We start from the raw sequence: 25,612 nt of genomic DNA, 5'->3' as shown, positions 1-25,612 counted from the left end.
CCGTTTCTGAGGGGAGCTCCTGCGGCCTTTACGCCAACGATCTTAACCATAAATCCAGCATTATTGTGATTAATTCCAACAGATTACTCTGACTTTAATCGACCGTAACAGCGGTCATTTAATAAACGATAAACGCGATTCAGGCACGCTACCGCCCTTGGCTGTCGCTGCCAATACCGCTGTCATCATTCATATTGCTCTGCACGGGGCGTCGTATTGGCGCTTAATGCAGTAGTTATCGGACGAGATCACAATTCATAACATTTGACGTCGATTGGTCACGCGAATTACGACTTTGGCGCAGACTTTTGCAAACTCGTTGCTATACTAGTTATTACTGGCTTGTTTACAAGTAGGCCCCGCCATCCCTGTACTATTTTAGGAAAAAGACTACCAGCCATTAGTAATGGCGCCCTCCTCGTCATGCAATCGAAGTGCAATCCTTTTTTCATAATTCAGATTAATGCCATGTCACCATTAGGATAAATCGCATAAGCAGCGCAGCAAGATATCGCGCATTCAGCAATGCTTCTGTGCCACTTCTTATGCAAAACTCTCTGCCGATTTAATCAAATGGTCATGAATGTAGAGAGAGATTAATTACTGTTAATTTCTCTGGTAAGACGATTTTCCACCTGCACCGGCATTTGTAGCCAGCGAGACACTCCACTATCATCAGACAAAACTCAATTAATGACATTCAGGTGAACCCCTCATGCTGGAGGTAATTGCAGACCCGTCGCTTTGGGCAGGATTAGTGACGCTAATCGTTCTGGAACTGGTGCTGGGTATTGATAATCTGGTGTTCATCGCCATTCTGGTTGAGAAGCTGCCTGCGGCACTGCGCGACCGGGCCAGGGTGATTGGCCTGCTGCTGGCGTTGCTGTGCCGCTTATTACTGCTGGCCTCGCTTTCCTGGCTGGTTACCCTGACCCAACCGTGGCTCACACTGGCGGGTCACGCCTTTAGTGCGCGCGATCTGTTGCTGCTGTCAGGCGGGATTTTCCTGCTTTTTAAGGCCACAACCGAGCTGAATAGCCGCCTTGAAGGGCACGATGATGAGGCCGGTCAACAAAAAGGCGGCGCTAAATTCTGGCCAGTGGTCGCACAAATCGTGGTGCTGGACGCGATTTTCTCGCTGGATGCGGTGATTACTGCGGTCGGAATGGTCAATGATCTGCCGGTAATGATGATTGCAGTCACCATTGCCATTCTGCTGATGCTGCTGGCCAGCAAGCCCCTGACCCGCTTTGTGAACAGCCATCCGACCATCGTGATCCTCTGCCTGAGTTTTTTATTGATGATTGGCTTCAGCCTGGTGGCGGAAGGCTTTGGCTTCGCGATTCCTAAAGGCTACCTCTATGCGGCGATCGGCTTCTCGGTGCTGATTGAGGCGCTGAACCAGCTGGCGCAGTATAATCGCCGGCGGGTGTTGTCGGCTGGCCGGCCGTTACGTCAGCGTACCGCCGAGGCGGTGCTGCGCCTGCTGCGCGGAGAAGCGGAACCGGCAGAACTGGATGCGAAAACCTCCTCGCTGATTGCCGACAGTAACGCCAATATGCTGTTTAACCGCCAGGAACGGGTGATGATTGCCCGCGTGCTGGGACTGGGCCAGCGCCACGTTAACAGCATTATGACCTCGCGGCATGACGTCGAGCATATCGATCTCAGTGAGGACCCGGCGGAGATCATGGCGCGGCTCGACCGCAACCAGCATACCCGTATTCTGATTACCGAGCATTCCAGCGAGCCGCTCGGCGTGGTGCACGTTATCGACCTGCTGCACCAGTCGCTGCATCATCATTCGCTGGATTTGCGGGCGCTGATTCGCCAGCCGCTGGTATTCCCTGAACGTTTAACGCTGTTGCAGGCGCTGGAACAGTTTCGCCAGGCCCATACCCATTTTGCCTTTGTAGTCGATGAGTTTGGGTCGGTTGAGGGCGTAGTGACTCTCAGCGATGTGATGGAAACCATCGCCGGTAACCTGCCGAATGAAGCGGGCGAGATTGATGCCCGTTACGATATTCAGATCAAGGGCGAGCGGCACTGGATCGCTAACGGCCATATGCCGCTGGATGACCTGGCGCTGTATGTGAAATTGCCGCTGGAAGAGCAGCGTGATTATCATACGCTGGCGGGATTACTGATGGATCGGTTGCAGCATATTCCGCAGGAGGGTGAAGAGGTGCAGATGGGTGATTATCTGTTGCGGACGCTGCAGGTAGAAAATCACCGGGTGCAGAAAGTTGAGATCCTGCAACAACCGGCGATCGATTACGAGGTGTAACCCGCTGCGCCCGTTACGGGCGCAGCAGTTTCTGCATATTCTGTTTATTGTCGCTATCCTGCTGACGATCGATCCACTTATCTAACCGTGATTTCGCCTCATTCTGCAGCCGTTCCCGCAACACCGCATCCACCGGTAATGAATATTGCAGATCGTTCCAGCTGCCATACATCCGTAGCGGGATCGCCTGATCGGCAAGCGCCGCCACCAGCTCCTCGTCGCCTTGCCAGCCGCTGATTTTCAGTCCCAGCGTCACGTCGAGCTGCTGCTCGACCATATTCACTTTACCGTCACCCTGCAGCGCCAGCTGCTGACCGTTACCGCTGAGCTGGCTGAAGCTGAGCACGCCGCGGTTCAGTGCCACCTGACCGCTGATCTGATCGATGCCCTGATCCGGCTGGTCGTCGCTGGTGACACGATTGCTCACCCGCGCCACTGCCCGACGCACCATCTGTTGCAGATTGATCTGCGCTAGCTGCAGTTGCGTGGCGCTGATTACCGCCCTGCCCTGCCAGCTGCGCTTCGCCTCATCCACGCTCAGCGTGTCACCGGCCAGATTACCGCTCAGACTCACTGCGCCCTGCAGACTTTCCGGCAGTTCAAAGGCTTTCAGCAATGGCTGAATAGCAATCGCATTGAGCTGAGGTTGCAGGCTGACGTGGGTCAGCGGCTGGCGGATATCGATGCTGCCCGGAATCGAAAAACTCCCCTGACCCAGATTGCCTTTCAGGGTGTTAATCGTCATTAATCCGCCCTGGTTAGTGGCGTCGATCGTCAGGCCGGTCAGCGGCAGTCCGCGCCAGACCGCATTCTCAGCCTGCACCTTTAATGCCAGATCAAGAGTATTGAGCGGGGAATCGGCGTTACTTTTCTCACGCGGCTGGGCAATCACCGGCGAGCGAGCCACCGTTGCCCGCTGCGCGCCTGGCGCAGCCGCAACCGGAGAATTGGCCAGTAAATTATCCAGATTCAGGGTGCTGGCATTGAGCGTAAGCGCCAGCCGCTGCGGCAGTGCCAGCCGGCCCTCGGCCTGACCGGTCATCGCGCTGTCGTTGGCGGTTAACTGCAGATGGTTCAGGGCGAACTGCTGGCTGTCGGCGTTCCAGTCCGCCTGCAGGCTCAGCGTGCCTTTTATTCCCTGCGCCGGCAGATCAGCGCCGGATACGTTGTAATCGAGCTGCGCGATCTGGCCCGAGAGGCGATGCGGATATTGCGCGGCATCCAGCTGAGCATTGAGGCTGACCACGGCGGTGCGCTGATTGCGCGTCAGGCTGGTGCTGAGCGTCAGCTGCGCCTGCTTACGCGCATCCTGCTCCAGGTTAAGATTGAAGTTGCGGAAGTTATATTCGTCGCCACCCGGCTGTTGCCAGATCAGCAGACTGTCGGCCACCCGCAGCTGGCCGATATCAAATGACCAGCCGGTTGCAGGCGAAGAAGGCTCCGCATCACGCGGTCCCTGAGGGGCGTTTTTTGCCGGTTGCGCCGCGCTGTCGGGCGTGACCCGCACCACAGCATTTTTCAGCATCACCTGGCTGACGCTAAGCTGATGCGACAGCAACGGCCAGAGATCGACATCCAGCCGCATATTGTCAGCCGTCACCATCGGCTGGCTGGCTCCGGGCGCGGTCAGGCTCATGCGGCCCGCGAGAATGCTCAGCTGCGGCCAGACGTGCCAGCGCAGATCGCCGCTGACCTGAAGCTGATAACCACTGCGTTGTTCAACCTGTTGCACCATATAGGCACGAAAGTCGTTGGGATTTACCAGCAGCACCAGTGCGGTCATTCCCGCTACGACCACCACTAACAGGATGGCCAGCGTGGTTATCACTCTCTTCATTACATCCTCAGTAAATCAGTCTTTATCAATACGGCTGGCGTCAGCACCCTGCTGACCACGATATTTTGCATCTTCACGCCGATTATAAGGACGGGCAGCCGGGCCGGAAAGAGGCTCGAAGCTCAGCGCGCCGATTAACATGCCAGGGCGCAGAGCCAGCGGCAGTTTACCGGAGTTATAGAACTCCAGCACGATGCGCCCCTGCCAGCCAGGATCGATGCGGTGCGCCGTTACGTGCACCATCAGCCCGAGTCGCGCCAGGGAGGAGCGGCCATCCAGCCAGCCGACCAGATCGTCCGGCAGCGTCACTGACTCCAGCGTCACCGCCAGCGCCAGTTCACCGGGATGCAGGAAAAAGGCTTCACCATCCGGCAGCACGATTTCATCGCTCATCACCCGATCCAGCGCCGCGCTGACTTCATGTTTCGGTCCACTCAGATCGATATAAGCTGCGGTATGGCCGCTAAAGGTGCGGAACTGGTTGCCCAGCCGCACATCGACCGTGGCGCCATTAATCCGCTCAACCGGCGGACGCGGCTCAATGGCCAGCTTGCCATTATCCAGCCAGGCTTCAATATCGCGGTCGCATAATCTCATTGCGCTAACTCCATGACGTAAGTGTAGCGAACAGGCGCCAGACTGCGTGCCGCCGGTTCGCGTCCTATCCGGACAGATGTGAATTATTCAAAGAACTGATTAATTTTGGCTTTCAGGATATCGATGGCAATACGGTTTTTCCCGCCGCGCGGCACAATGATATCGGCGTACTGTTTTGACGGCTCAATGAACTGCAGGAACATCGGGCGAACCGTTTTCTGATACTGGCTCATCACCGAGTCCATCGAACGGCCACGCTCATTGACGTCACGCTTCATGCGGCGCATCAGGCAGATATCGAGCGGCGTATCGACGAAAATCGAAAAATTCAGTTCCTGGCGCAGGCGCGCGTCGGTCAGCAGCAGAATGCCTTCAAGGATAATCACCTTTTTTGGCTTCAGGTGCAGCGTTTCTGCGGTGCGGGTGTGCTCTACATAACTGTAGACCGGCAGCTCAATGTCCTGACCGGCTTTGACCGCCTGTAAATGCTGTAACAGCAAATCATGATCCATCGCACTCGGATGGTCATAATTGGTTTTAACCCTCTCTTCCATGGTGAGGTGACTTTGATCTTTGTAATAAGCATCTTCCGGGATAACCCCGATATGCTCGTCACCTACCTGATCACGGATTTCACGATAGAGCGTGCTGGCAATTAAACTTTTACCGGATGCGGAAGCGCCGGCAATGCCTACAATCACGCACTGATGAGACTTGTCAGTCATACTTTTTTAAGACCTGATAACTGGAGCCTGCCACTGGTCACGCATTACGCATCCAGATGACGGGCCGAAATGGAGAGGGTGTGTTCGCGCTAAGTATAGGGATTTCGGCGTTTTGATGCCAGAGAAATGGCGTCCGTGACTTTTCAGACTTTCTCCTTTGGACGCCACTCATTTCACCGATAAACTAAGGTCAGACTGTAATACAGATAAATTCGCCGGTGCGGTGCGCTGAACGCGTGGCTGCCCGGCGCGAACGAACGATCCTATCAGGAGTTGTATGCTCTGGAAGACCTTGACCTATTTTGGCGACAGCATGCTGTTGATTCCAACAGCGGTAATTATTGCGCTGATTTTGCCGTGGAAAAGCGATAACCGCCGTACGGTGCTCTACTGGGTTGTCGCCTTTGGCCTGGCCGGACTGCTGGTGAGCCTGTCAAAAATTCTGTTTCTCGGCTTTGGTATTGGCAGTGCGCGCTTTAATTTTACCGGCTTCAGCGGTCACAGCGCGATGTCTGCGACGCTCTGGCCGGTGATGCTGTGGCTGATTTCAGGCCGCTGGTCCGCCTTATGGCGCGGCTTCGCCATTGGCGTCGGCTATATGATCCCGCTGATGGTGGGCTTCTCTCGTCTGGTGATCCATGCGCACTCGAAAAGTGAAGTGGCGACCGGCTTGCTGCTCGGCTTTACCCTGAGTACGGCGTTCCTGATTTCCCAGCGGCGTACCGCCCTCAAAGGGTTCAGCTGGCCTCAGGTGGGTGCCGCACTGTTAGTGCCATTTGTGCTGTTAGGTCATGGTCGGGTCGCGACAACCCAGCAGTTCCTCGAACGTTTCTCCGCCAGCCTGGCCGGCATGGAAAAGCCCTATACCCGCGCCGATCTTTTCCGACAGTAATCAAAGGTTAACTTTCTATGCCCGTCAATTCGTCGAATAACGGGCAACTTTGATTTCGCCCCTTTTTTCTTTGCTGAATGTGCTAGCATGCTGAAAGAGAATGACTGGTGCATATTTCGCCGTTGCGAATGCGTGCGCCCTGCCGGACGTCTGCATGACCATTGAGATCCCCACCCTGCACAACCGACCGCAAAAGCACGCTTTGCCCGCACTTCTGCTCGGCTGCCTGGTGTTTTTTCTGACGCTATTCTGCCTCGAACTGATCGTCGTCAGCGGTAAAATTTCGCCGCTATGGTTTCCGACCGCCGTGATGACGGTGGTGGTTTTCCGCTGTCCGTCGCGTCAGCTTCCGCTCTATCTGACCACCTGTGTCATCGGTACCGCCTGTGCCAACGCTTTAATCATCGGACCGGCGCTGTCGAATATTAAATTCGCCCTGCTCAATCTGTTGCAGGCGGGCCTCGGCGGTATCCTGCTGCGGGCATTACTCGATCGGCGCGCACCGCTCAGTTCGCTGCATGACTGGGCGCGGCTGGTGCTTTCGGTGGGCGTGTTAACCCCGGTGCTCGGTGGGCTGATGGCGCTATGGGTACTGCAGGTCAGTGGTCACGCCTCGTTCCCCTTCTTTTATACCTGGGTGATCTCCGAAATCATCGGGATGCTGGTGCTGGGCCCGATGTTGCTGCTGCTGCCGTGGCCGCTACGCCGCAGCCAGATAGGCGATAGGCGCCTGACCGAATTTTTCCTGACGCTGGCGGTCACGCTGATTGCCAGTTATCTGGCTCTGCGCTTTCTGCCGTGGCCCTTCACCTTTATTGTGGTGATCCTGTTCTGGTGCGCCGTCCGGTTGCCTAAGCTGCAGGCTTTTGTGCTGTTCTTCATCAATGCCAGTTTTATGTCGATGCTGCTGGCGCTTAGCCTGGTCAGCGTGGTGAACAATAACAGTGCGCTGGGACCGGTCTCCAGCTGGCTGCCGTTCCTGCTGGTGCTGATCCCCAGCCATATCATGTCGCTGGTGATGGATGCGTTTCGCCGCGAGAAAAATCACATCAGCGAGAGCGAAACCCGTTTTCGTCACGCAATGGAGTACTCGGCAATCGGCATGGCGCTGGTGTCGCCACAAGGCAGCTGGCTGCAGGTCAACCATTCGCTCTGCCAGACGCTGGGCTATCCGGAAGAGGAACTGAGACGACTCACCTTTCAGCAGATCACCCATCCTGATGATCTCAGCAACGATCTGCAGCAGCTAAGTAAACTGCTCAGCGGCGAGATCTACACCTACACGATGGAAAAACGTTACTTCCGCAAAGACGGTGAGATTGTCTGGACCCGGCTGACGGTGTCGCTGGTCCGTGATACTGACAATGTGCCGCTCTACCTGATTGCCCAGATCATCGATATCTCCGAGCTGAAACAGAGTGAACAGGTTAACCGGCGGCTGATGGAGCGGATCACGCTGGCCAATGAGGCGGGCGGAATCGGCGTGTGGGAATGGAACCTGCTGACCGGCGAGATGTTATGGGACAAACGGATGTATGCGCTGTTTGGCCTGGCGTCTCATGAGTCGCCCAGTTACGATTTGTGGGTGCATCTGCTGCATCCCGGCGATCGGGAACATGCCGCCCTGACGGTACAGCAGGCGATCGAACTGCGCAGCGCTTTCCATATGGAGTACCGCGTGGTTAACGCTGACGGTCAGCGCTGGATACGCACTCAGGCTAACCGCATCCTCAGTAAAGAGGGACGAATTGAGCGGATGCTCGGTATTTGCCAGGACATCACTCCATTACGCAATCTGAACGAGGCGCTGTTTCAGGAGAAAGAGCGCATGGCGATCACGCTTGGCTCCATCGGTGAGGCCGTCATCAGCACCAATCAGGCGATGCAGGTCTCCTTTATGAATCCGGTGGCGGAAAAGATGAGCGGCTGGACGCAGGAACAGGCGGCGGGTAAACCGCTCAGCGAACTGCTGCACATTACTCAGGGCCGCAACGGGCCGGAAGTGGAAAACCTGCTGCTGTGTCAGTTGCCACGCGAAAAGATTACGCCCGATCTGGCCGAGGATCTGGTGCTGCATACCCCGGATGGCGGCCATATCGACATTCATTACAGCATCACTCCGCTGCGTTCAGAAGCCGGGCTGGAACAGGGCGCGGTAATGGTGATTCAGGATGTCAGCGAGTCGCGCAAACTGATGAAGCGGCTGAGCTACAGTGCGCTGCACGACACCCTGACCGGTTTGCCTAACCGCGCCAGCTTTGAGCACCAGTTAAAACGTCTGCTGTACGACGCGGCGGAACATCAGCATCAGCACGTGCTGGTGTTTATCGATCTTGATAAGTTTAAAGCGGTCAACGACAGCGCCGGTCACGCCGCGGGCGATGCGCTGTTACGCGAACTGTCAGACCTGATGCAGCATCATCTGCGCAGCAGTGACTTCCTGGCGCGGCTGGGTGGCGATGAGTTTGCCTTGCTGATGCCTGACTGTCAGGTTGAGCAGGCGCACGAGGTGATTCAGCGCATCGTGGCCACGGTCAACGATTACCGTTTTCAGTGGCTGGGGCGGCTCTATCATGTTGGCGCCAGCGCCGGTGTCACCCAGATTTCGCCCGACAACTGCCAGAGCAGTGATGTACTGTCGCAGGCGGATATCGCCTGTTATAACGCCAAGCGCAGCGGACGTGGCCGTTACATGATCTATGAGCAGCACCGGATGCCGCTGGCGGGTAATCATCAGGGGCTGGATGCCGCGATGATCGACTCCTTGCAGATTGAACTGCCCGCCTGGGCGGTTGCCCCGCCGAAAACGCCACAGTCCGCCTTTCTCTGGCTTCTCGACGTACAGCTGTTGACGCCCGATGGCCTGCTGGTGGATGAAACCCTGCTGCGCAATAACCTGCCCGATGAGGCGCTGCGGCGGCAGCTGGACAATAAAATTCTCAATGCTTTTTTCCAGCATGACGTGCAGGGGCTGAATGAAAAAGGCATCCCGGTGATCCTGCCGCTGAATGCTCAGGCACTCAGCGATGCGGATTTTGTCCGGCAGCTTTGTCGCCGCTTTGACGCAGCGGGCCTGACCGACAGCCGCTGTGGCTTCGCCTTCCAGACCGCCAGCGTGTTAAGTCAGGGCGAACAGCTGCACAGCGCCCTGCTGCAACTGCGTCAGTGCGGCTGCCGCATCGTATTACAGCAGTTCGGGCGTAATCTTGAAGCCTTTAATCAGCTCAGCGATGAACTGGTCGATTGTCTGGTGCTGGCGCCGGAACTGGTGACCAATGTACACAATAATCTGATGGATGAGATGCTGCTGACCATCATTCAGGGTCAGGCATCGCAGCGCAATATCGCCCTGCTGGCCGGTCCGGTGTCGGTGCCGGCGGTGCTGACCGCGCTGGCCAGCCTGGACGTCGACGGCGTCTGGGGCAGTGCGGTGGCCGAACGTCAGCCGCTGAGCGTACTGGCTGAAGCGCGCTTTTTTGCCATCCGTTAAATCCGCCGCTGAGCGCTTGCTACCCTGTTAAAGCTGCGTTAAAGTCGCCCCCTTTTTTCCGGCATGGGGGCGAAAATGTTCATAGGATTCGATTACGGCACGGCTAACTGTTCGATAGCCGTCAGTGAAAATGGCGCGCCGCGTCTGTTAACGCTGGAAAACGGCCAGCGCCTGCTGCCGTCGATGATCTGTGCGCCGACCCGTGAGTCCGTCAGCGAATGGCTCTATCGCCATCATCAGGTGCCCACGCCCGACAGTGAAACCACCGCCCTGCTGCAGCGCGCGCTGCGTTTCAACCGCGAAGAAGATATCGACGTGCTGCCCAACAGTGTGCAGTTCGGCCTGACCGCCCTGCAGCACTACATGGTCGATCCCGAAGATGTCTGGTTCGTAAAATCCCCTAAATCCTTTCTCGGTGCCAGCGGCCTGAAGCCGCAGCAGATCGCCCTGTTTGAAGATCTGGTCTGCGCCATGATGCTGCACATCCGTCAGCAGGGCGAAAGCCAGCTCGATCAGCCGATCGATCAGGCGGTGATTGGCCGTCCGATTAACTTCCAGGGCTTAGGCAGTGAAGAGGCCAACCAGCAGGCGCAGGGCATTTTACTGCGTGCCGCGCAGCGGGCCGGCTTCCGCGACGTGGAGTTTCAGTTTGAGCCGGTAGCGGCCGGTCTCGATTTTGAAGCCACCCTGCAGCAGGAAACCCGGGTGCTGGTGGTCGATATCGGCGGCGGGACCACCGACTGTTCGATGTTACTGATGGGCCCGCAGTGGCGTGACAAAGCCGATCGCCGCGAAAGCCTGCTGGGCCACAGCGGTTGCCGCGTTGGCGGTAACGATCTCGATATTATGCTGGCGTTTAAAACCCTGATGCCGCTGCTCGGCCTCGGCGGCAATACTCAGAAAGGCATCGCCCTGCCTGCCCTGCCGTGGTGGAATGCGGTGGCGATTAACGATGTTCCGGCGCAGAGCGAGTTTTACAGCGCCGCCTGCGGTAAGTTGCTGCGCGATCTGGTGCGCGACGCCGAGCAGAGTGACGTGGTGGCGCGCCTGCTGAAAGTGTGGCAGCAGAAACTGAGTTATCGGCTGGTTCGGGCGGCTGAAGAGAGCAAAATCGCCCTGTCGGACAGCGCGCAGCACGCGGCATCCCTCGACTTTGTCGCGGCGACGCTGCAGGCGGATATCAGCGTCAACCTGTTGCAGGAGGCCATTAATCAGCCGCTGGAGAAAATTCTTGAGCAGGTTCAGCTGGCGCGAGCCACCAGCCAGATCAAGCCAGATGTGGTCTACCTGACCGGCGGCAGTGCGCGCTCGCCGCTGCTGCGTGCAGCACTGCAGCAGGCGCTGCCTGATACCCCGATTGCCGGCGGCGATGATTTCGCCTCGGTAACCGCAGGACTGGCCCGCTGGGCAGAAGTGATGTTCCGTTAACCTTGATCTGCAATAAAAAAACGGCACCTGTGAGTGTCATGCCGATCAGTTAAGGTTAAATGTGCAAAGGCTGTCACGGTCAGACGTGGCAGCTTTTTTTGTAAGCAGGCGTGCAGGCGTGCGGGCCAGAGCACCTCTGCTGCTGCCCTTTTTAACAACACGCACTGAAGTTTCAGAGCAGGCTGGGGCCGATCAGGGGCAGGCAATCCGCAGCGCTGAACATTGGCCAGGAGAGTCCGCAGGACGCGGGCGAAAGGCGGGGCGGCACAGGATGTGCCATCCCCGGCGGTCCGTCAGGCAGACGAATGAAGTGAAGGTACCGCGCAGCGGCGCGAGGACCGCCAGCCCCTGAGCGGCACCAGACTGCGTTATCACCTGCTGCTTAACTGACGAGCTACACCCGTGAATGCCGTTTTATTTGCGGATAACGACGAGCACGCTCAGGGAGCAATTTCAACGGCACTTCCCTGTGCCGTTTTAACTCAGGATCAGAACGCGATATTGGCGCTGATGCCGCCGATAAACGCATCTTTTACTTCGCTGACCGCGCCAGGCGCAACCACATATTGCAGGTTCGGGCGCAGTGACATCCAGTTGGTCACTTTCGCGTTGTAATAGACCTCGTAGTTATATTCTGAGCCATCCTGAATCGGCAGATAGGTCGGGCTGTCAAAACGGCTTTCGCCGTTGGCCTCATTCTGCTGACGCAGCGAACGGGTGTAGTCGCTGTTGACGTGAATGCGTGCCGCACCGACGCCAATCTCATCGTCAGGACGCGCATCAAACGGCCCTTTCCAGGTAAAGGCGATCGACTGATAGTTGTCGGTTTTTGAGGTTTTGTGATCGTTCATCACCGCCTGAACCCGCACGCCAAGACCGCGATTCACATCGCCATCCTGCGCCGTCAGCTGTTGCTGTAACAGCAGGTAGCCGCCGTAGGCGTGATCCTGGTCCTGATAGGCACCGTTGCGCCAGCTGCCATAGACATCGCCATTGGCTGACGAGTAGTAATACCCGATGCGGTAGTTACCCGGCAGTTTTTGCGCGCCGAGCGTCGGTTTCCAGCCCAGTTCGACCGGCACCAGATTACCTTCAGAATTGCTGGTATCGAGACGGAAGCCATCGCCGCGATCGTAGTTTGCCCGGTTCTGGTTATAGAATCCCACCTGGAAGAAAACTTCAGGGGTGATATTGAATTTGATTCGGCCGCCCCACTGAGAAACCGGCCAGTTAAACCAGCGATCGCCACGCCAGTTACCGGCCTGGCCGCTACCCAGCGCCAGGTTCTGGAACAGGTTGCCGTCGAAGTTATCAAAGTCTTCACCGACCGTGACCCGACCCGCTTTCAGATCGACCACATCGTTAAACAGCCCTTTCCGCAACCAGAACTGAGTCAGACGCCAGGTCTGACCGCGACCATAGACCTCCTGCACCGACGAGAGCATTCCGGTGCGCTTGTCCGCCACCTGCTCCGACAGGTTCTGCCCGTCACGGTTGGTGATGGTCATCTGAAATTCCGCATCCTGCCAGTCCAGCAGTTTTTCCAGATCGAAATTGGTGCCGAAGGACCACTGATCGCTGTAACGCATGGTGGTATTGGTATCGGCACCGCCGCCCAGGTTGGCGGCGCTTTCCATGGTGTAATTGACGTCAAATTTAATGCCATCGTTCTGCAGCTGCGTTCGGTAACCGCCCCAGTCACCAAACATCCACTCTGAATCAGGACTCAGCGCGTCAGCGGCCATCGCCTGGCCGGTTAACATCGCCAGAATCAGGGTGCCGGTTGCCACACGGCGCAGCGGAAAACGCTGTTCTGCTTGTTTGTTTTTCATCATGCTTATTCTTATGTGAGTTACGGGGGAATGACCCGCAGAGAATAGTGCTGAGGAAAGTTCAATTTTTGTAAATACGTGCGCACGATTCGTCAACCGGGCAGTTTATTCGTGCAAGTGTGAGCTGGATCGCAGTGTGGTTACTCTTTCGACAGAAGAGGCGAAGCGTAAGAAGAGTAAGGCGAAACGGGGCGCAGCGGCCCCGTTCTGTCAGCGACTGGCCTGTGACAGTTGTTCAATCTGTTCTGGCGTCAGGGTCAGCCGGGTCGCCCCGACCAGATCGTCGAGCTGGGCCAGCGAGGTGGCGCTGACAATCGGTGCGGTGATGCTGGGACGGGCAATCTGCCAGGCCAGTGCCACCTGGGTCGGAGAAACCTGATGCGCTTCGCTGATCGCATCCAGCGCCGCCAGGATCTTCAGGCCACGCGGGTTGAGATATTTTTCCACTACGCCCTGGCCGCGCTGACTTTTGCTGGCATCCGCTGGCTGGCGGTATTTGCCGCTCAGGAAGCCGCTGGCGAGCGAGTAGTAGTTAATCACTCCCAGACCATGATGCGTGACCACCGGCTCCAGTTCCGACTCGTAGGGCTGACGATCGTAGAGGTTGTATTCCGGCTGCAGGGTTTCATAACGCGCCAGCCCTTCCGCCTCGCTGATCTCCAGTGCCTGCTGCAATCGCGCCGCGCTGTAGTTAGACGCCCCGATGGCCCGCACTTTGCCCTCTTTGATCAGGCTGTCAAAGGCGCTCAGGGTTTCGGCCAGCGGCGTGTCCTGATCGTCGCGGTGCGCCTGGTAGAGATCGATATAATCGGTCTGCAACCGCCGCAGTGAGTCTTCGACCGCCTGACGAATATATTGCGGTTTCAGCCCGGTTTTCTCCGGCGAAAGCTCCATCCCGACCTTGGTCGCCAGGACGATACTGTCGCGCTTGCCGCTTTTCTTCAGCCATTCGCCGATAAGGGTTTCTGATTCGCCGCCTTTATTTCCCGGCGCCCAGCGTGAGTAAACATCGGCGGTATCGATAAACCACAGCCCTTTTTCCACCAGCGCGTCCAGCAACGAAAACGAGGTGGGCCGATCCACGGTCCAGCCAAACACGTTGCCGCCAAACGTCAGTCGCGGTACCGAAATGCCACTGTCGCCCAACTGTCGGGTCTCATTCTGACTCATTATCTGCTCCTTAGTGGTGTATCGAAACGGTCTGTTACTGAGCATAGCAAAGCGTATTAACGCCTTTATGACGATTGAGGTGAGATTAATGTCAGAACAGGCATAATGACCCCGCCCGGACAGATATCCTTATTTCCTTCAACTTTTGCCCGTCAGAGGCGACTACAATCTGTCGTTTGCAGGCTCACCGTTTGCTGCCTGCGCCTGGGACTACGTCACTGCTGGAGAGCATGAAAAATAATGAGCACCCGACATCCTGTTATGAAAAAGAGCCTGATTGTGCTGGTGGTGATTATCGCCGCCGTGGGCGGTTATTACGGCTGGCAGCAACACGCTGCTAAACCGCAAAGCGATAGCCAGACAAAAGGTCAGGCACCCCGCGGCAAAAGTGGCGCTGAGGGCGCGCGCCGTCCGCTGGCCCCGGTCCAGGCGGCCAGCGCCACTCGCCAGAGCGTGCCGCAATATCTGAGCGGATTAGGCACCGTGACCGCGGCCAATACCGCCACGGTACGTAGCCGGGTGAATGGCGATCTGGTGGCGATTCACTTTACCGAAGGTCAGCAGGTCAAAGCCGGGGAATTGCTGGCGGAAGTCGATCCGCGCCCGTATCAGGTCGCATTAACCCAGGCGCAGGGGCAGCTGGCAAAAGATCAGGCCACGCTGGCGAATGCCCGGCGCGACCTGGCGCGTTTCGAAAAACTGGCGAAAAGTTCGCTGGTGTCACAACAGGAGCTGGACACTCAGCGCTCGCTGGTGAGCGAAACCCTCGGCACCCTGAAGGCCGATGAAGGCAGCGTCGCCAGCGCCCAGCTTAATCTGACCTACAGCCGCATCACCGCGCCCATTGCTGGTCGGGTCGGCCTGAAGCAGGTTGATGTCGGCAACTACGTCACCAGCGGCGATACCACCGGCATTGTGGTGATCACCCAGACGCATCCCATCGACGTGGTCTTCACGCTGGCCGAAAATAACATCAGCCAGATTCTCAAGGCGCAGAAAAACGGCGAAACGCTGCAGGTCGAAGCCTGGGATCGCAGTAATCAGACGCTGATTGCCAGCGGTAAGCTGCTGAGTCTCGACAACCAGATTGATGTCACCACCGGCACCATCAAAATCAAAGCGCGGTTCGATAACCAGGACGACGCGCTGTTCCCGAATCAGTTCGTAAACGTTCGGCTGAAGGTCAATACGCTGCAGGATGCGATAGTGATCCCGGCCGCTGCGCTACAGATGGGCAATGAAGGCCACTTCGTCTGGGTGGTTAACAGTGACAATAAAGTCAGTAAGAAAAGCGTAATGGCTGGCCTGCAGGATAGCCAGAAAGTGGTGATCAGCGCCGGTCTGGAAGCCGGTGAGCGGGTGGTGACTGACGGTCTGGATCGCCTGACCGAAGGGGCAACCGTGGAGATTGTCGCGCCGCAAAGTACCGCCCCGCGCAGCAGCCGTGCGACCCTGCCGTCGAAAGGAGAGCGTGAGTAATGCAGGTGATGCCTCCCGATCACAGCGGTGGACCGTCACGCCAGTTTATTCTGCGTCCGGTCGCCACCACGCTGTTGATGATTGCCATTCTGCTGGCGGGCGTGCTGGGGTACCGCTTCCTGCCGGTCTCAGCGCTGCCGGAAGTCGATTACCCGACGATTCAGGTGGTCACGCTCTATCCCGGCGCCAGCCCGGATGTCGTCACCTCGTCGATTACCGCACCGCTGGAGCGTCAGTTCGGCCAGATGTCGGGCCTGAAGCAGATGGCATCGCAGAGTTCAGGTGGTGCATCGGTGGTAACGCTGCAGTTCCAGCTCAGCCTGCCGCTCGACGTGGCGGAACAGGAAGTGCAGGCGGCGATTAACTCCGCCACCAACCTGCTGCCTAACGATCTGCCTAACCCGCCGGTCTACAGCAAAGTGAACCCGGCCGATCCGCCGATCATGACGCTGGCCGTTACCACCAGCAGTATGCCGCTGACCCAGGTACAGGACATGGTGGAAACCCGGGTGGCACAAAAAATTTCTCAGGTCAGCGGTGTGGGTCTGGTGACCTTGTCCGGCGGTCAGCGGCCCGCAGTGCGGGTCAAAATGAATGCCCAGGCGCTGGCGGCGCTGGGCCTGACCAGCGAGACGGTGCGCACCGCCATCAGTAACGCTAACGTCAATTCGGCCAAAGGCAGTCTGGATGGGCCAACGCGCTCGATTACCCTGTCGGCCAACGATCAGATGAAATCGGCAGAAGATTACCGTCAGCTGATCATCAGCTACAACAATGGCGCACCGGTGCGGCTGGGTGACGTCGCCACTATTGAGCAGGGTGCGGAGAATAGCTGGCTGGGTGCGTGGGCCAACCGCGACGCCGCCATTGTGCTCAACGTGCAGCGTCAGCCGGGTGCCAATATTATTGCCACCGCCGATAACATCCGCGCCATGCTGCCAGCGCTGACGGCGGCGCTGCCAAAATCGGTCTCCGTTAAACTGCTGACCGATCGCACCACTAATATTCGCGCGTCGGTGAACGATACCCAGTATGAGCTGATGCTGGCGATGGCGCTGGTGGTGATGATCATCTATCTGTTTCTGCGCAATGTGCCTGCCACGCTGATCCCGGCGGTGGCGGTACCGCTGTCGCTGATCGGCACCTTTGCGGCGATGTATTTTCTCGGCTTCTCGATCAACAACCTGACGCTGATGGCACTGACCATCGCCACCGGCTTTGTGGTCGATGACGCGATTGTGGTGATCGAGAACATCTCCCGCTATATCGAAAAAGGGGAAAAACCGCTGACCGCGGCGCTGAAAGGCGCAGGCGAAATCGGTTTTACCATCATCTCTCTGACCTTCTCGCTGATTGCGGTATTAATCCCGCTGCTGTTTATGGGCGATGTAATCGGACGTCTGTTCCGCGAATTTGCCGTGACGCTGGCGGTGGCGATTCTGATTTCAGCGGTGGTTTCACTGACCCTGACGCCAATGATGTGTGCCCGGATGCTGAGCGCCGAGTCGCTGCGTAAACAGAACCGTTTCTCGCGCGCCAGTGAAGCGATGTTTGATCGCATTATCGCCGTCTATGGCCGTGGTTTACGCCGGGTGCTCAGCCATCCGTGGCTGACGCTATCGGTAGCGCTCGGCACGCTGGTGCTGACGCTGATGCTGTGGATGATGATCCCGAAAGGCTTCTTCCCGCAGCAGGACAACAGCATTATTCAGGGCACGCTGCAGGCGCCGCAGTCGGTCTCCTACGCCAGCATGGCCGAGCGTACCCGCGACGTCGCCTCGATTATCATGAAAGATCCGGCGGTCCAGAGCATGACCTCGTTTGTCGGCGTCGACGGCACCAACGCCGCGCTGAACAGCGCCCGCCTGCAAATCAACCTCAAGCCGCTCGACCAGCGTGAAGATCGTATTCCGGTGATTCAGCAACGGCTGCAGCAGCAGGTAAGCCAGATTCCGGGCGTGCAGTTATGGCTGCAGGCGGTGCAGGATCTCACCATCGATACCCAGGCGAGCCGCACGCCCTATCAGTTTACGCTGCAGTCGGGCTCGCTGGCGTCGCTCTCTACCTGGGTGCCGGCGCTGCTGGCCGAGCTCAACACCCTGCCGCAGCTGCGGGACGTCAGCAGCGACTGGCAGGATCAGGGGCTGGAAGCCTATATCAATGTTGATCGCGCCAGCGCCAGCCGGCTGGGCATCAGTATGGCTGACGTGGATAACGCGCTGTATAACGCCTTTGGTCAGCGACTGATCTCCACCATTTATACCCAGGCCAATCAGTATCGCGTGGTGCTGGAGCAGGACAACCGCGCCACGCCCGGCCTGCAAAGTCTGGACGGCATTCGTCTGGCCAGCAGCGACGGCGGCAGCGTGCCGCTGAGCACCATCGCCCGGATTGAGCAGCGCCATACCCCGCTCAGCATTAACCATCTCGATCAGTTCCCGTCGGCCACCTTCTCGTTCAACGTGGCTGACGGCTATTCGCTGGAGGATGCGGTTAAAGCGGTGTCGCAGGCGGAAGCGCAGCTCGGTATGCCGGCCGACATGATGACCCAGTTCCAGGGCAGCACGCTGGCGTTTGAAGCCGCGCTGAGCAGCACCGTCTGGCTGATTGTGGCGGCCATCGTGGCGATGTACATCGTGCTCGGGGTGCTGTATGAGAGCTTTATCCATCCGATCACTATCCTGTCGACGCTGCCGACCGCTGGCGTCGGCGCGCTGCTGGCGCTGATGCTCAGCGGCAACGAGCTGGATATTGTGGCGATCATCGGCATCATTCTGCTGATCGGTATCGTGAAAAAGAATGCCATCATGATGATCGACTTCGCGCTGGCGGCCGAACGTGAACAGGGTATGCAGCCTTACGACGCCATCTATCAGGCCTGTCTGCTGCGTTTCCGGCCGATTCTGATGACGACTCTGGCCGCGCTGCTGGGCGCATTACCGCTGATGCTCAGTACCGGCGTCGGCGCGGAACTGCGTCACCCGCTGGGGATTGCGATGGTCGGCGGGCTGATTGTCAGTCAGGTTCTGACCCTGTTTACCACGCCGGTGATCTATCTGCTGTTTGATCGACTGGCGCTGGCAACCCGTCGTCGCTTCGGCCGCACGGAGGCCGCAGAGTGAAGTTCTTTGCGCTGTTTATCCATCGGCCGGTCGCCACCACTCTGCTGACGCTGGCGATTGCGCTGGCCGGGATCCTGGGCTTTCGCCTGCTGCCGGTCGCCCCGCTGCCGCAGGTCGATTTCCCGGTCATCGTCATCTCGGCTTCCCTGCCCGGTGCCGCGCCGGAGATCATGGCCTCGTCGGTCGCCACGCCGCTGGAGCGTTCGCTGGGCCGCATCGCCGGGGTCAGTGAAATGACCTCTACCAGCTCGCTGGGCAGTACCCGCATTATCCTGGTGTTCGATTTTGATCGCGACATCAATGGCGCAGCGCGTGATGTGCAGGCGGCGATTAATGCCGCGCAGAGCCTGCTGCCGACCGGGATGCCGTCGCGCCCGACCTATCGCAAAGTGAACCCTTCGGATGCGCCGATCATGATCATGACGCTGACCTCGGATAGTTACAATCCGGGTCAGCTGTATGACTACGCCTCGACCCAGCTGGCGCAGAAGCTGTCACAGATTGAGGGCGTGGGCGACGTCACGGTGGGCGGCAGTTCGCTGCCTGCGGTGCGTGTGGCGCTGAATCCGCAGGCGCTGTTTAATCAGGGCGTGTCGCTGGATGCGGTGCGCACCGCCATCAGCAATGCCAACCAGCGGCGGCCGCAGGGCGCACTGGATGATTCGCAGCAGCGCTGGCAGCTGCGTACCAATGACGCGCTGCAGACCGCCAGTGAGTATCAGCCGCTGATCGTGCACTACAACAACGGCGCGGCGGTCAGGCTGTCGGACGTTGCCACGGTTGAGGACTCGGTTCAGGACGTGCGCAACGCCGGGATGTCGCGCGGTAAACCGGCGGTGCTGCTGCTGATTCGCAAAACCCCTGAAGCCAACGTCATCGATACCGTCGATCGCATTCGCGCCGAACTGCCGCTGCTGCATGAGGTGATCCCGGCCGCTATCGATCTGCAGATTGCGCAGGATCGCTCGCCAACCATTCGCGCTTCACTGCATGAAGTGGAGCAGTCGCTGGTGATTGCCGTCGCGCTGGTGATCCTGGTGGTGTTCGCCTTTTTGCGTTCCGGTCGCGCCACGCTGATCCCGGCGGTTGCGGTGCCGGTTTCGCTGATTGGCACCTTCGCCGCGATGTACCTGTGCGGCTTCAGCCTGAATAATCTGTCGCTGATGGCGCTGACCATCGCCACCGGCTTTGTGGTGGATGACGCGATTGTGGTGCTGGAGAACATTGCCCGCCACGTCGAGGCGGGAATGAAACCGCTGGCCGCGGCGCTGAAAGGGGTGCGGGAAGTCGGCTTCACCGTGCTGTCGATGAGTCTGTCGCTGATTGCGGTCTTCCTGCCGCTGCTGATGATTGGCGGGCTGATTGGCCGCTTCTTCGCCGAGTTTGCTATCACCCTGTCGGTCGCGATCGTGATTTCGCTGTTTATCTCGGTCACCCTGACGCCGATGATGTGTGCGTATCTGCTGAAACCCACGGTGCCGGGCAGCCAGCCACGGCGGCATGGCTCAGGCCGGCTGCTGCTGGCCATCCAGCAGGGCTATGGCCGATCGCTGCGCGTGGTGCTGAACCATGCCCGCTGGGTATTGCTGCTGTTTTTAGCCACCATCGGCCTGACCGTCTGGCTGTTTATCAGCATCCCGAAAACCTTTATGCCCGAACAGGATACCGGCCGGCTCTCCGGCTTTATCTCGGCAGATCAGAGCATTTCGTTCCAGGCGATGCGCAGCAAGCTGCAGGATTTCATGGAGATCGTCGGTGCCGATCCGGCGGTCGAAAGCGTGGTCGGCTTTACCGGCGGGATGCGTACCAACAGCGGCTCGATGTTTATCTCGCTCAAACCGCTCTCCGAGCGTAAAGAGAGCGCACAGGAGGTGATCGCCCGCCTGCGGATCAAACTGGCGAAGGAGCCAGGCGCTAACCTCTACCTGAATGCCGTGCAGGATCTGCGCGTCGGCGGACGCGAGTCGAATGCCAGCTATCAGTATTCGCTGCTGTCGGACGATCTCAATGATCTGCGAACCTGGGAGCCCAAAATCCGTCAGGCGTTCGCCGCCCTGCCGCAGCTGGCGGACGTCAACTCCGATCAGCAGGATAAAGGCAGTGAGATGGACCTGAGCTACGATCGTGAAAGCATGGCACGGCTTGGCATCAGCGTCTCTGACGCTAACGCCCTGCTAAACAACGCTTTTGGTCAGCGTCAGATCTCCACCATCTATCAGCCGCTGAATCAGTACAAAGTGGTAATGGAGGTCGATCCGCGCTACACCCAGGACATCAGCGCTCTGTCGCAGATGTTTGTTATCAACAGCGAAGGCAAGGCGATTCCGCTGTCGTGGTTTGCAAAGTGGCAGCCAGCCAACGCCCCGCTGTCGGTTAACCATGAAGGGCTTTCGGCGGCGTCGACCATCTCGTTTAACCTGCCGGAAGGGGTGTCGCTGTCGCAGGCGTCTGAAGCGATCGATCGCACCATGACCGCACTCGGCGTCCCCTCCAGCGTGCGCGGCAGCTTTGCCGGTACCGCTCAGGTGTTTCAGCAGTCGCAGAGCAGCCAGCTCTGGCTGATGCTGGCGGCGATTGGCGCGGTCTATATCGTGCTGGGGATTCTCTATGAGAGCTATGTTCATCCGCTGACCATCCTGTCGACGCTGCCATCGGCTGGTGTCGGCGCGCTGCTGGCGCTGGAACTGTTCGATACCCCGTTCAGCCTGATTGCGCTAATCGGGATTTTGCTGCTGATCGGCATCGTGAAAAAGAACGCTATCATGATGGTAGATTTCGCCCTTGAGGCACAGCGCAACGGCCAGCTCAGCGCGCACGAAGCGATTTTTCAGGCCTGTCTGCTGCGCTTCCGGCCGATTCTGATGACCACGCTGGCGGCGCTGTTTGGCGCGCTGCCGCTGGTGCTGACCAGCGGTGACGGCGCGGAATTGCGCCAGCCGCTCGGCATTACCATTGCCGGTGGCCTGGTGATGAGCCAGTTGCTGACGCTCTACACCACGCCGGTGGTCTATTTGATGATGGATAAATTGCGGCGTAAAAAACATCCGCAGGTCACAGCGCAGCAGCAATAACAGGGTGTGCGACGCAGCAGCGTCGCGCGGGGTGAAGAGAGCGAAGTGACGTGATTTTCGGGGCTGAACGATGAACACACAGAGCGCAAATGTCCGCTGGCAATTATGGATAGTGGCGATCGGCTTCTTTATGCAGACGCTGGATACCACCATTGTGAACACCGCCATTCCGGCGATGGCGCACGATCTGGGCGTCAGTCCGCTGCATATGCACTCGGTGATTGTCTGTTACGTGCTGACGGTGGCGGTGATGCTGCCGGTCAGCGGCTGGCTGGCCGACCGCTTCGGGGTGCGCAATATTTTCTTCAGCGCCATTGTGTTGTTCAGCCTCGGCTCACTGCTGTGTGCCCTCTCCACCACGCTTGATCAGCTGGTGATGTCGCGGGTGGTTCAGGGCATTGGCGGCGCGATGATGGTGCCGGTCGGGCGCCTGACGGTGATGAAAATCGTGCCGCGCGAACAGTATATGTCGGCAATGACCTTTGTGACGCTGCCGGGTCAGATCGGCCCGCTGCTGGGGCCGGCGCTGGGCGGCGTGCTGGTGGAGTACGCCAGCTGGCACTGGATCTTCCTGATCAACATTCCGGTCGGCATTGCCGGTGCCGTCGCGACCCTGATGCTGATGCCGAACTATGCGATGCAAACCCGCCGGTTTGACTTCAGCGGCTTTATCCTGCTGGCGGTGGGTATGGCGACCTTAACTCTGGCGCTGGATGGTCAGCGCAGCAGCGGCGGCTCGCCGTTACTGCTCGGCGCGATGATCCTGGTCGGGATGTTCTCACTGCTGTTCTATCTGATGCACGCGCGCAGCAATGACAATGCGCTGTTCAGCCTGAAGCTGTTTGATAACCGCATCTACTCGATTGGCCTGCTCGGCAGTTTTACCGGCCGCATCGGCAGCGGCATGCTGCCCTTTATGACGCCGATTTTTCTGCAGGTCGGCATGGGCTACAGCCCGTTTCACGCCGGGCTGATGATGATCCCGATGGTGCTGGGCAATATGGGAATGAAGCGCATCGTGGTGCGCATCGTGAACCTGTTTGGCTATCGCAACGTGCTGGTGGTATCGACGATTGCGCTGGCTCTGGTGGTGCTGCTGTTCCCGCTGGTGGCGATTCTGGGCTGGGTCTGGCTGCTGCCGCTGGTGCTATTTCTGCAGGGCATGGTCAACGCTATCCGCTTCTCTTCAATGAATACTTTGACGCTGAAAGAGCTGCCCGATGAACTCGCCTCCAGCGGCAATAGCCTGCTGTCGATGATTATGCAGCTGTCGATGAGTATCGGCGTGACGCTGGCTGGCCTGCTGCTGGGTGCCTTTGCTCAGGATGCTGCCAGCGACAGCAGTGCGGAACATCAGATGTTTATTTATGCCTATTTGTGCATGTCCCTGATTATTATCCTGCCGGCGCTGGTGTTCTGGCGCGTGCCGCAGCAGGTGAGTAAAAACGTCGACTTACGACGCCGGAGAAAGTCATGAAGGTTAACCTGCGCATCGGCATTGGCGCCAAGCTGTTTATGGCGATTTTCTCGACCTGCATGCTGGTCTTGATCACCATGCACTGGGGCGTCCGCCTCAGCTTTGAACATGGCTTTGTCGATTACATCAAGCGTGGCAACGAACAACGGTTAAGCCTGCTGAGTGACGCGCTGGCCGATCAGTATGAGCAGCACGGTAACTGGGATTTTCTGCGCCATAACGATCGGCTGGTGTTTAATATTCTGCGGTCGCTGGAGCAGAATCCCGACAGCAATAATCAGCTGCCGCCCCACGGCTGGCGCACCCAGTTCTGGATCCTCGACCAGCAATATAAAGTGATGGTCGGCCCGCGCTCGCCGGTGCCGCCCGAAGGATCGCGACGTAATATCACCACCAGCAACGGTAAAGTGGTTGGCTGGGTGATCGGCTCGCCGCCGGAGCGGCTGACGCGCAGCACCGACATTAATTTTGATCAACAGCAGCGGCGCACCAGCTGGTATATCGTCGCGCTCTCCACGCTGCTGGCGGCGCTGGTGACCTGGCTGATGGCGCGCGGCCTGTTGGCACCGGTCAAACGGCTGGTTGACGGCACCCATCATCTGGCGGCCGGTAATTTTGCAACCCGGGTAGAGGTTGGCAGTCAGGATGAACTGGGTCAGCTGGCCGGTGACTTTAACCTGCTGGCCAGCTCGCTGGAAAAAAACGAAAGCATGCGCCGCGCCTTTATGGCGGACATCTCCCACGAGTTGCGTACCCCGCTGGCCATTCTGCGCGGCGAGCTGGAGGCGATGCAGGATGGCGTGCGTAAAATCACGCCGGAGGCAATCGCCTCGCTGCAGAGTGAAGTGGTGGTGCTGACCAAGCTGGTGGACGATCTGCATCAGCTTTCCCTGTCGGATGAGGGCGCCCTCGCCTACCGCAAGCAGGCGACCGATCTGGTGCAGTTGCTGGAGGTGACCGCCGGCAGCTTTGCTGAACGCTACCGCGCCTATGGTTTAACCCTGAAACTCAACCTGCCGGATGAAGCGCCATTCTTTGGCGATCCCGATCGCCTGATGCAGCTGTTCACCAACCTGCTGGAAAACAGCCTGCGCTATACCGACAGCGGAGGCCGGGTCGAGGTGAAATTGTGGTATGAAGCGCCTTACTGGCGCATCGATCTGGAAGACAGTGCGCCCGGCGTCGACGGCGAACATCAGGCGCAGATTTTCGAACGCTTTTTCCGTACCGAAGGCTCGCGTAACCGGGCCAGCGGCGGGTCGGGACTCGGCCTCGCGATCTGTAAAAACATCGTTGATGCGCACGGTGGTGACATCTCTGCAGAGCACTCTGATTTAGGTGGACTGAAAATCGCGCTACACTTGCGCTACGTTCCCTCTGTGTAACTGCTTATGAGCCAGCCAAACCACGACCCGTTAATTCTGGTGGTCGAAGATGAACCAAAACTGGCGCAGCTGATGATCGACTATCTGCACGCCTCCAATTACCGCACCCACCATATTGCCGATGGCAATGCGGTGCTGGACTATGTACGCCAGTCGCCGCCCGACCTGATGCTGCTGGATTTGATGCTGCCCGGCACCGACGGGCTGACGCTGTGTCGCGAGATCCGTCGCCACTCGGAACTGCCGATTATTATGGTCACCGCCCGCACCGAAGAGATCGATCGGCTGCTGGGGCTGGAGATCGGCGCAGATGACTATATCTGCAAGCCGTTCAGCCCGCGTGAAGTGGTGGCGCGGGTGAAAACCATTCTGCGCCGGGTGAAACGCAGTGCCGAAGAGGTGCCGAACAGCTCGCTGCTGACGATAGATGAAGGCCGCTTTGTGGCCAGCTGGCGCGATCGGCCGCTGGATCTGACCCCGGCAGAGTTTCGCCTGCTGAAAACGCTGTCGCTGGAGCCAGGCAAAGTGTTCTCGCGTGAGCAACTGCTCAACCATCTGTATGACGACTACCGTGTCGTCACCGATCGGACCATCGACAGCCACATTAAAAATCTGCGCCGCAAGCTGGAAAGCCTTGATAGCGAACAACCTTTTATCCGCGCCGTCTACGGTATGGGCTATCGCTGGGAAGCTGACGTTTGTCATTTGATCTAGTTTGATCCCGATCAATTTACTTCCGTTTTCCCACTGCCTACAATTCCGCACCTTTAGCAGGGCCTCTGACCGGCCCTGCCGCTGTCGCCTGAGGCGGCATACTGAC

The 25,612-nt window shown here is 58.3% G+C and carries 15 protein-coding genes; 10 read left to right on the top strand and 5 right to left on the bottom strand.

Annotated elements, in window-relative coordinates; all coding sequences use genetic code 11:
- The first annotated feature begins 715 nt into the window (after positions 1–715).
- The gene (locus tag LZU96_RS07030; protein WP_233987627.1) at positions 716–2,287 is read left to right on the top strand and encodes a TerC family protein; all 1,572 of its coding nucleotides are present in this window, start codon (positions 716–718) and stop codon (positions 2,285–2,287) included.
- 13 nt (positions 2,288–2,300) lie between these two features.
- Here LZU96_RS07030 and asmA read toward each other — a convergent pair whose 3' ends face one another.
- The 3 genes from asmA to udk all read right to left on the bottom strand — a co-directional run bounded on the left by asmA (position 2,301) and on the right by udk (position 5,446).
- Positions 2,301–4,124 (bottom strand): outer membrane assembly protein AsmA, encoded by a 1,824-nt coding sequence (gene asmA / locus LZU96_RS07025; protein WP_233987626.1) that lies wholly within the window; start codon positions 4,122–4,124, stop codon positions 2,301–2,303.
- 15 nt (positions 4,125–4,139) lie between these two features.
- The gene (gene dcd, locus LZU96_RS07020) at positions 4,140–4,721 is read right to left on the bottom strand and encodes a dCTP deaminase (RefSeq protein ID WP_031375323.1); all 582 of its coding nucleotides are present in this window, start codon (positions 4,719–4,721) and stop codon (positions 4,140–4,142) included.
- An 83-nt stretch (positions 4,722–4,804) separates the two neighbouring features.
- On the bottom strand, positions 4,805–5,446 hold the full coding sequence (gene udk, locus LZU96_RS07015) for a uridine kinase (protein WP_031375322.1): 642 nt from the start codon (positions 5,444–5,446) through the stop codon (positions 4,805–4,807).
- 277 nt (positions 5,447–5,723) lie between these two features.
- On the opposite strand from udk, the gene LZU96_RS07010 reads away from it, so the two are divergent.
- The 3 genes from LZU96_RS07010 to yegD all read left to right on the top strand — a co-directional run bounded on the left by LZU96_RS07010 (position 5,724) and on the right by yegD (position 11,256).
- A complete protein-coding gene (locus LZU96_RS07010) occupies positions 5,724–6,338 on the top strand; it encodes a phosphatase PAP2 family protein (protein ID WP_233987625.1) in 615 nt (204 codons plus the stop codon).
- Between the two features lie 154 nt (positions 6,339–6,492).
- Complete coding sequence (locus LZU96_RS07005; RefSeq protein WP_233988150.1) at positions 6,493–9,828, top strand: diguanylate cyclase; 3,336 nt, start codon at positions 6,493–6,495, stop codon at positions 9,826–9,828.
- Positions 9,829–9,903: 75 nt separating this feature from the next.
- A complete protein-coding gene (yegD, locus tag LZU96_RS07000) occupies positions 9,904–11,256 on the top strand; it encodes a molecular chaperone (RefSeq protein ID WP_233987624.1) in 1,353 nt (450 codons plus the stop codon).
- Between the two features lie 488 nt (positions 11,257–11,744).
- Here yegD and LZU96_RS06995 read toward each other — a convergent pair whose 3' ends face one another.
- Together LZU96_RS06995 and LZU96_RS06990 are read right to left on the bottom strand one after the other, a co-directional pair.
- Entirely contained in the window at positions 11,745–13,088 is a 1,344-nt protein-coding gene (locus tag LZU96_RS06995; RefSeq protein WP_233988149.1) for a carbohydrate porin, read from the bottom strand.
- A gap of 210 nt (positions 13,089–13,298) precedes the next feature.
- The gene (locus tag LZU96_RS06990) at positions 13,299–14,258 is read right to left on the bottom strand and encodes an aldo/keto reductase (RefSeq protein ID WP_233987623.1); all 960 of its coding nucleotides are present in this window, start codon (positions 14,256–14,258) and stop codon (positions 13,299–13,301) included.
- Between the two features lie 240 nt (positions 14,259–14,498).
- Here LZU96_RS06990 and LZU96_RS06985 point away from each other — a divergent pair, with 240 nt between their 5' ends.
- The 6 genes from LZU96_RS06985 to baeR all read left to right on the top strand — a co-directional run bounded on the left by LZU96_RS06985 (position 14,499) and on the right by baeR (position 25,506).
- Positions 14,499–15,737, top strand: a complete 1,239-nt coding sequence (locus LZU96_RS06985; protein WP_233987622.1) for an MdtA/MuxA family multidrug efflux RND transporter periplasmic adaptor subunit — start codon at positions 14,499–14,501, stop codon at positions 15,735–15,737.
- Positions 15,737–18,859, top strand: coding sequence for an MdtB/MuxB family multidrug efflux RND transporter permease subunit (locus LZU96_RS06980; RefSeq protein WP_233987621.1), 3,123 nt, complete (start codon positions 15,737–15,739; stop codon positions 18,857–18,859). The genes LZU96_RS06985 and LZU96_RS06980 overlap by 1 nt, the downstream gene beginning before the upstream one ends.
- Complete coding sequence (gene mdtC, locus LZU96_RS06975; RefSeq protein ID WP_233987620.1) at positions 18,856–21,930, top strand: multidrug efflux RND transporter permease subunit MdtC; 3,075 nt, start codon at positions 18,856–18,858, stop codon at positions 21,928–21,930. Before LZU96_RS06980 ends, mdtC begins: the two co-directional genes overlap by 4 nt.
- Before the next feature lie 70 nt (positions 21,931–22,000).
- Positions 22,001–23,407 (top strand): MFS transporter, encoded by a 1,407-nt coding sequence (locus LZU96_RS06970; RefSeq protein WP_233987619.1) that lies wholly within the window; start codon positions 22,001–22,003, stop codon positions 23,405–23,407.
- Positions 23,404–24,792 (top strand): two-component system sensor histidine kinase BaeS, encoded by a 1,389-nt coding sequence (baeS, locus tag LZU96_RS06965; RefSeq protein WP_233987618.1) that lies wholly within the window; start codon positions 23,404–23,406, stop codon positions 24,790–24,792. Before LZU96_RS06970 ends, baeS begins: the two co-directional genes overlap by 4 nt.
- A gap of 6 nt (positions 24,793–24,798) precedes the next feature.
- Positions 24,799–25,506, top strand: a complete 708-nt coding sequence (baeR, locus tag LZU96_RS06960) for a two-component system response regulator BaeR (RefSeq protein WP_233987617.1) — start codon at positions 24,799–24,801, stop codon at positions 25,504–25,506.
- Positions 25,507–25,612: the final 106 nt, after the last annotated feature.

It is taken from the genome of Pantoea agglomerans, assembly GCF_021397715.1.
GTDB classification, from domain to species: Bacteria; Pseudomonadota; Gammaproteobacteria; order Enterobacterales; family Enterobacteriaceae; genus Pantoea; species Pantoea astica.
The sequence above is the reverse complement of the archived record's forward strand: the minus strand, read 5'-3'. Positions and strand labels throughout refer to the sequence as shown.

Excerpts from the sequence above, each read along its gene's own strand:
- LZU96_RS07030 (WP_233987627.1), top strand. The coding sequence starts at position 716 with ATGCTGGAGGTAATTGCAGACCCGTCGCTTTGGGCAGGATTAGTGACG.
- asmA (WP_233987626.1), bottom strand. The coding sequence starts at position 4,124 with ATGAAGAGAGTGATAACCACGCTGGCCATCCTGTTAGTGGTGGTCGTA.
- dcd (WP_031375323.1), bottom strand. The coding sequence starts at position 4,721 with ATGAGATTATGCGACCGCGATATTGAAGCCTGGCTGGATAATGGCAAG.
- udk (WP_031375322.1), bottom strand. The coding sequence starts at position 5,446 with ATGACTGACAAGTCTCATCAGTGCGTGATTGTAGGCATTGCCGGCGCT.
- LZU96_RS07010 (WP_233987625.1), top strand. The coding sequence starts at position 5,724 with ATGCTCTGGAAGACCTTGACCTATTTTGGCGACAGCATGCTGTTGATT.
- LZU96_RS07005 (WP_233988150.1), top strand. The coding sequence starts at position 6,493 with ATGACCATTGAGATCCCCACCCTGCACAACCGACCGCAAAAGCACGCT.
- yegD (WP_233987624.1), top strand. The coding sequence starts at position 9,904 with ATGTTCATAGGATTCGATTACGGCACGGCTAACTGTTCGATAGCCGTC.
- LZU96_RS06995 (WP_233988149.1), bottom strand. The coding sequence starts at position 13,088 with ATGAAAAACAAACAAGCAGAACAGCGTTTTCCGCTGCGCCGTGTGGCA.
- LZU96_RS06990 (WP_233987623.1), bottom strand. The coding sequence starts at position 14,258 with ATGAGTCAGAATGAGACCCGACAGTTGGGCGACAGTGGCATTTCGGTA.
- LZU96_RS06985 (WP_233987622.1), top strand. The coding sequence starts at position 14,499 with ATGAGCACCCGACATCCTGTTATGAAAAAGAGCCTGATTGTGCTGGTG.
- LZU96_RS06980 (WP_233987621.1), top strand. The coding sequence starts at position 15,737 with ATGCAGGTGATGCCTCCCGATCACAGCGGTGGACCGTCACGCCAGTTT.
- LZU96_RS06970 (WP_233987619.1), top strand. The coding sequence starts at position 22,001 with ATGAACACACAGAGCGCAAATGTCCGCTGGCAATTATGGATAGTGGCG.
- baeS (WP_233987618.1), top strand. The coding sequence starts at position 23,404 with ATGAAGGTTAACCTGCGCATCGGCATTGGCGCCAAGCTGTTTATGGCG.
- baeR (WP_233987617.1), top strand. The coding sequence starts at position 24,799 with ATGAGCCAGCCAAACCACGACCCGTTAATTCTGGTGGTCGAAGATGAA.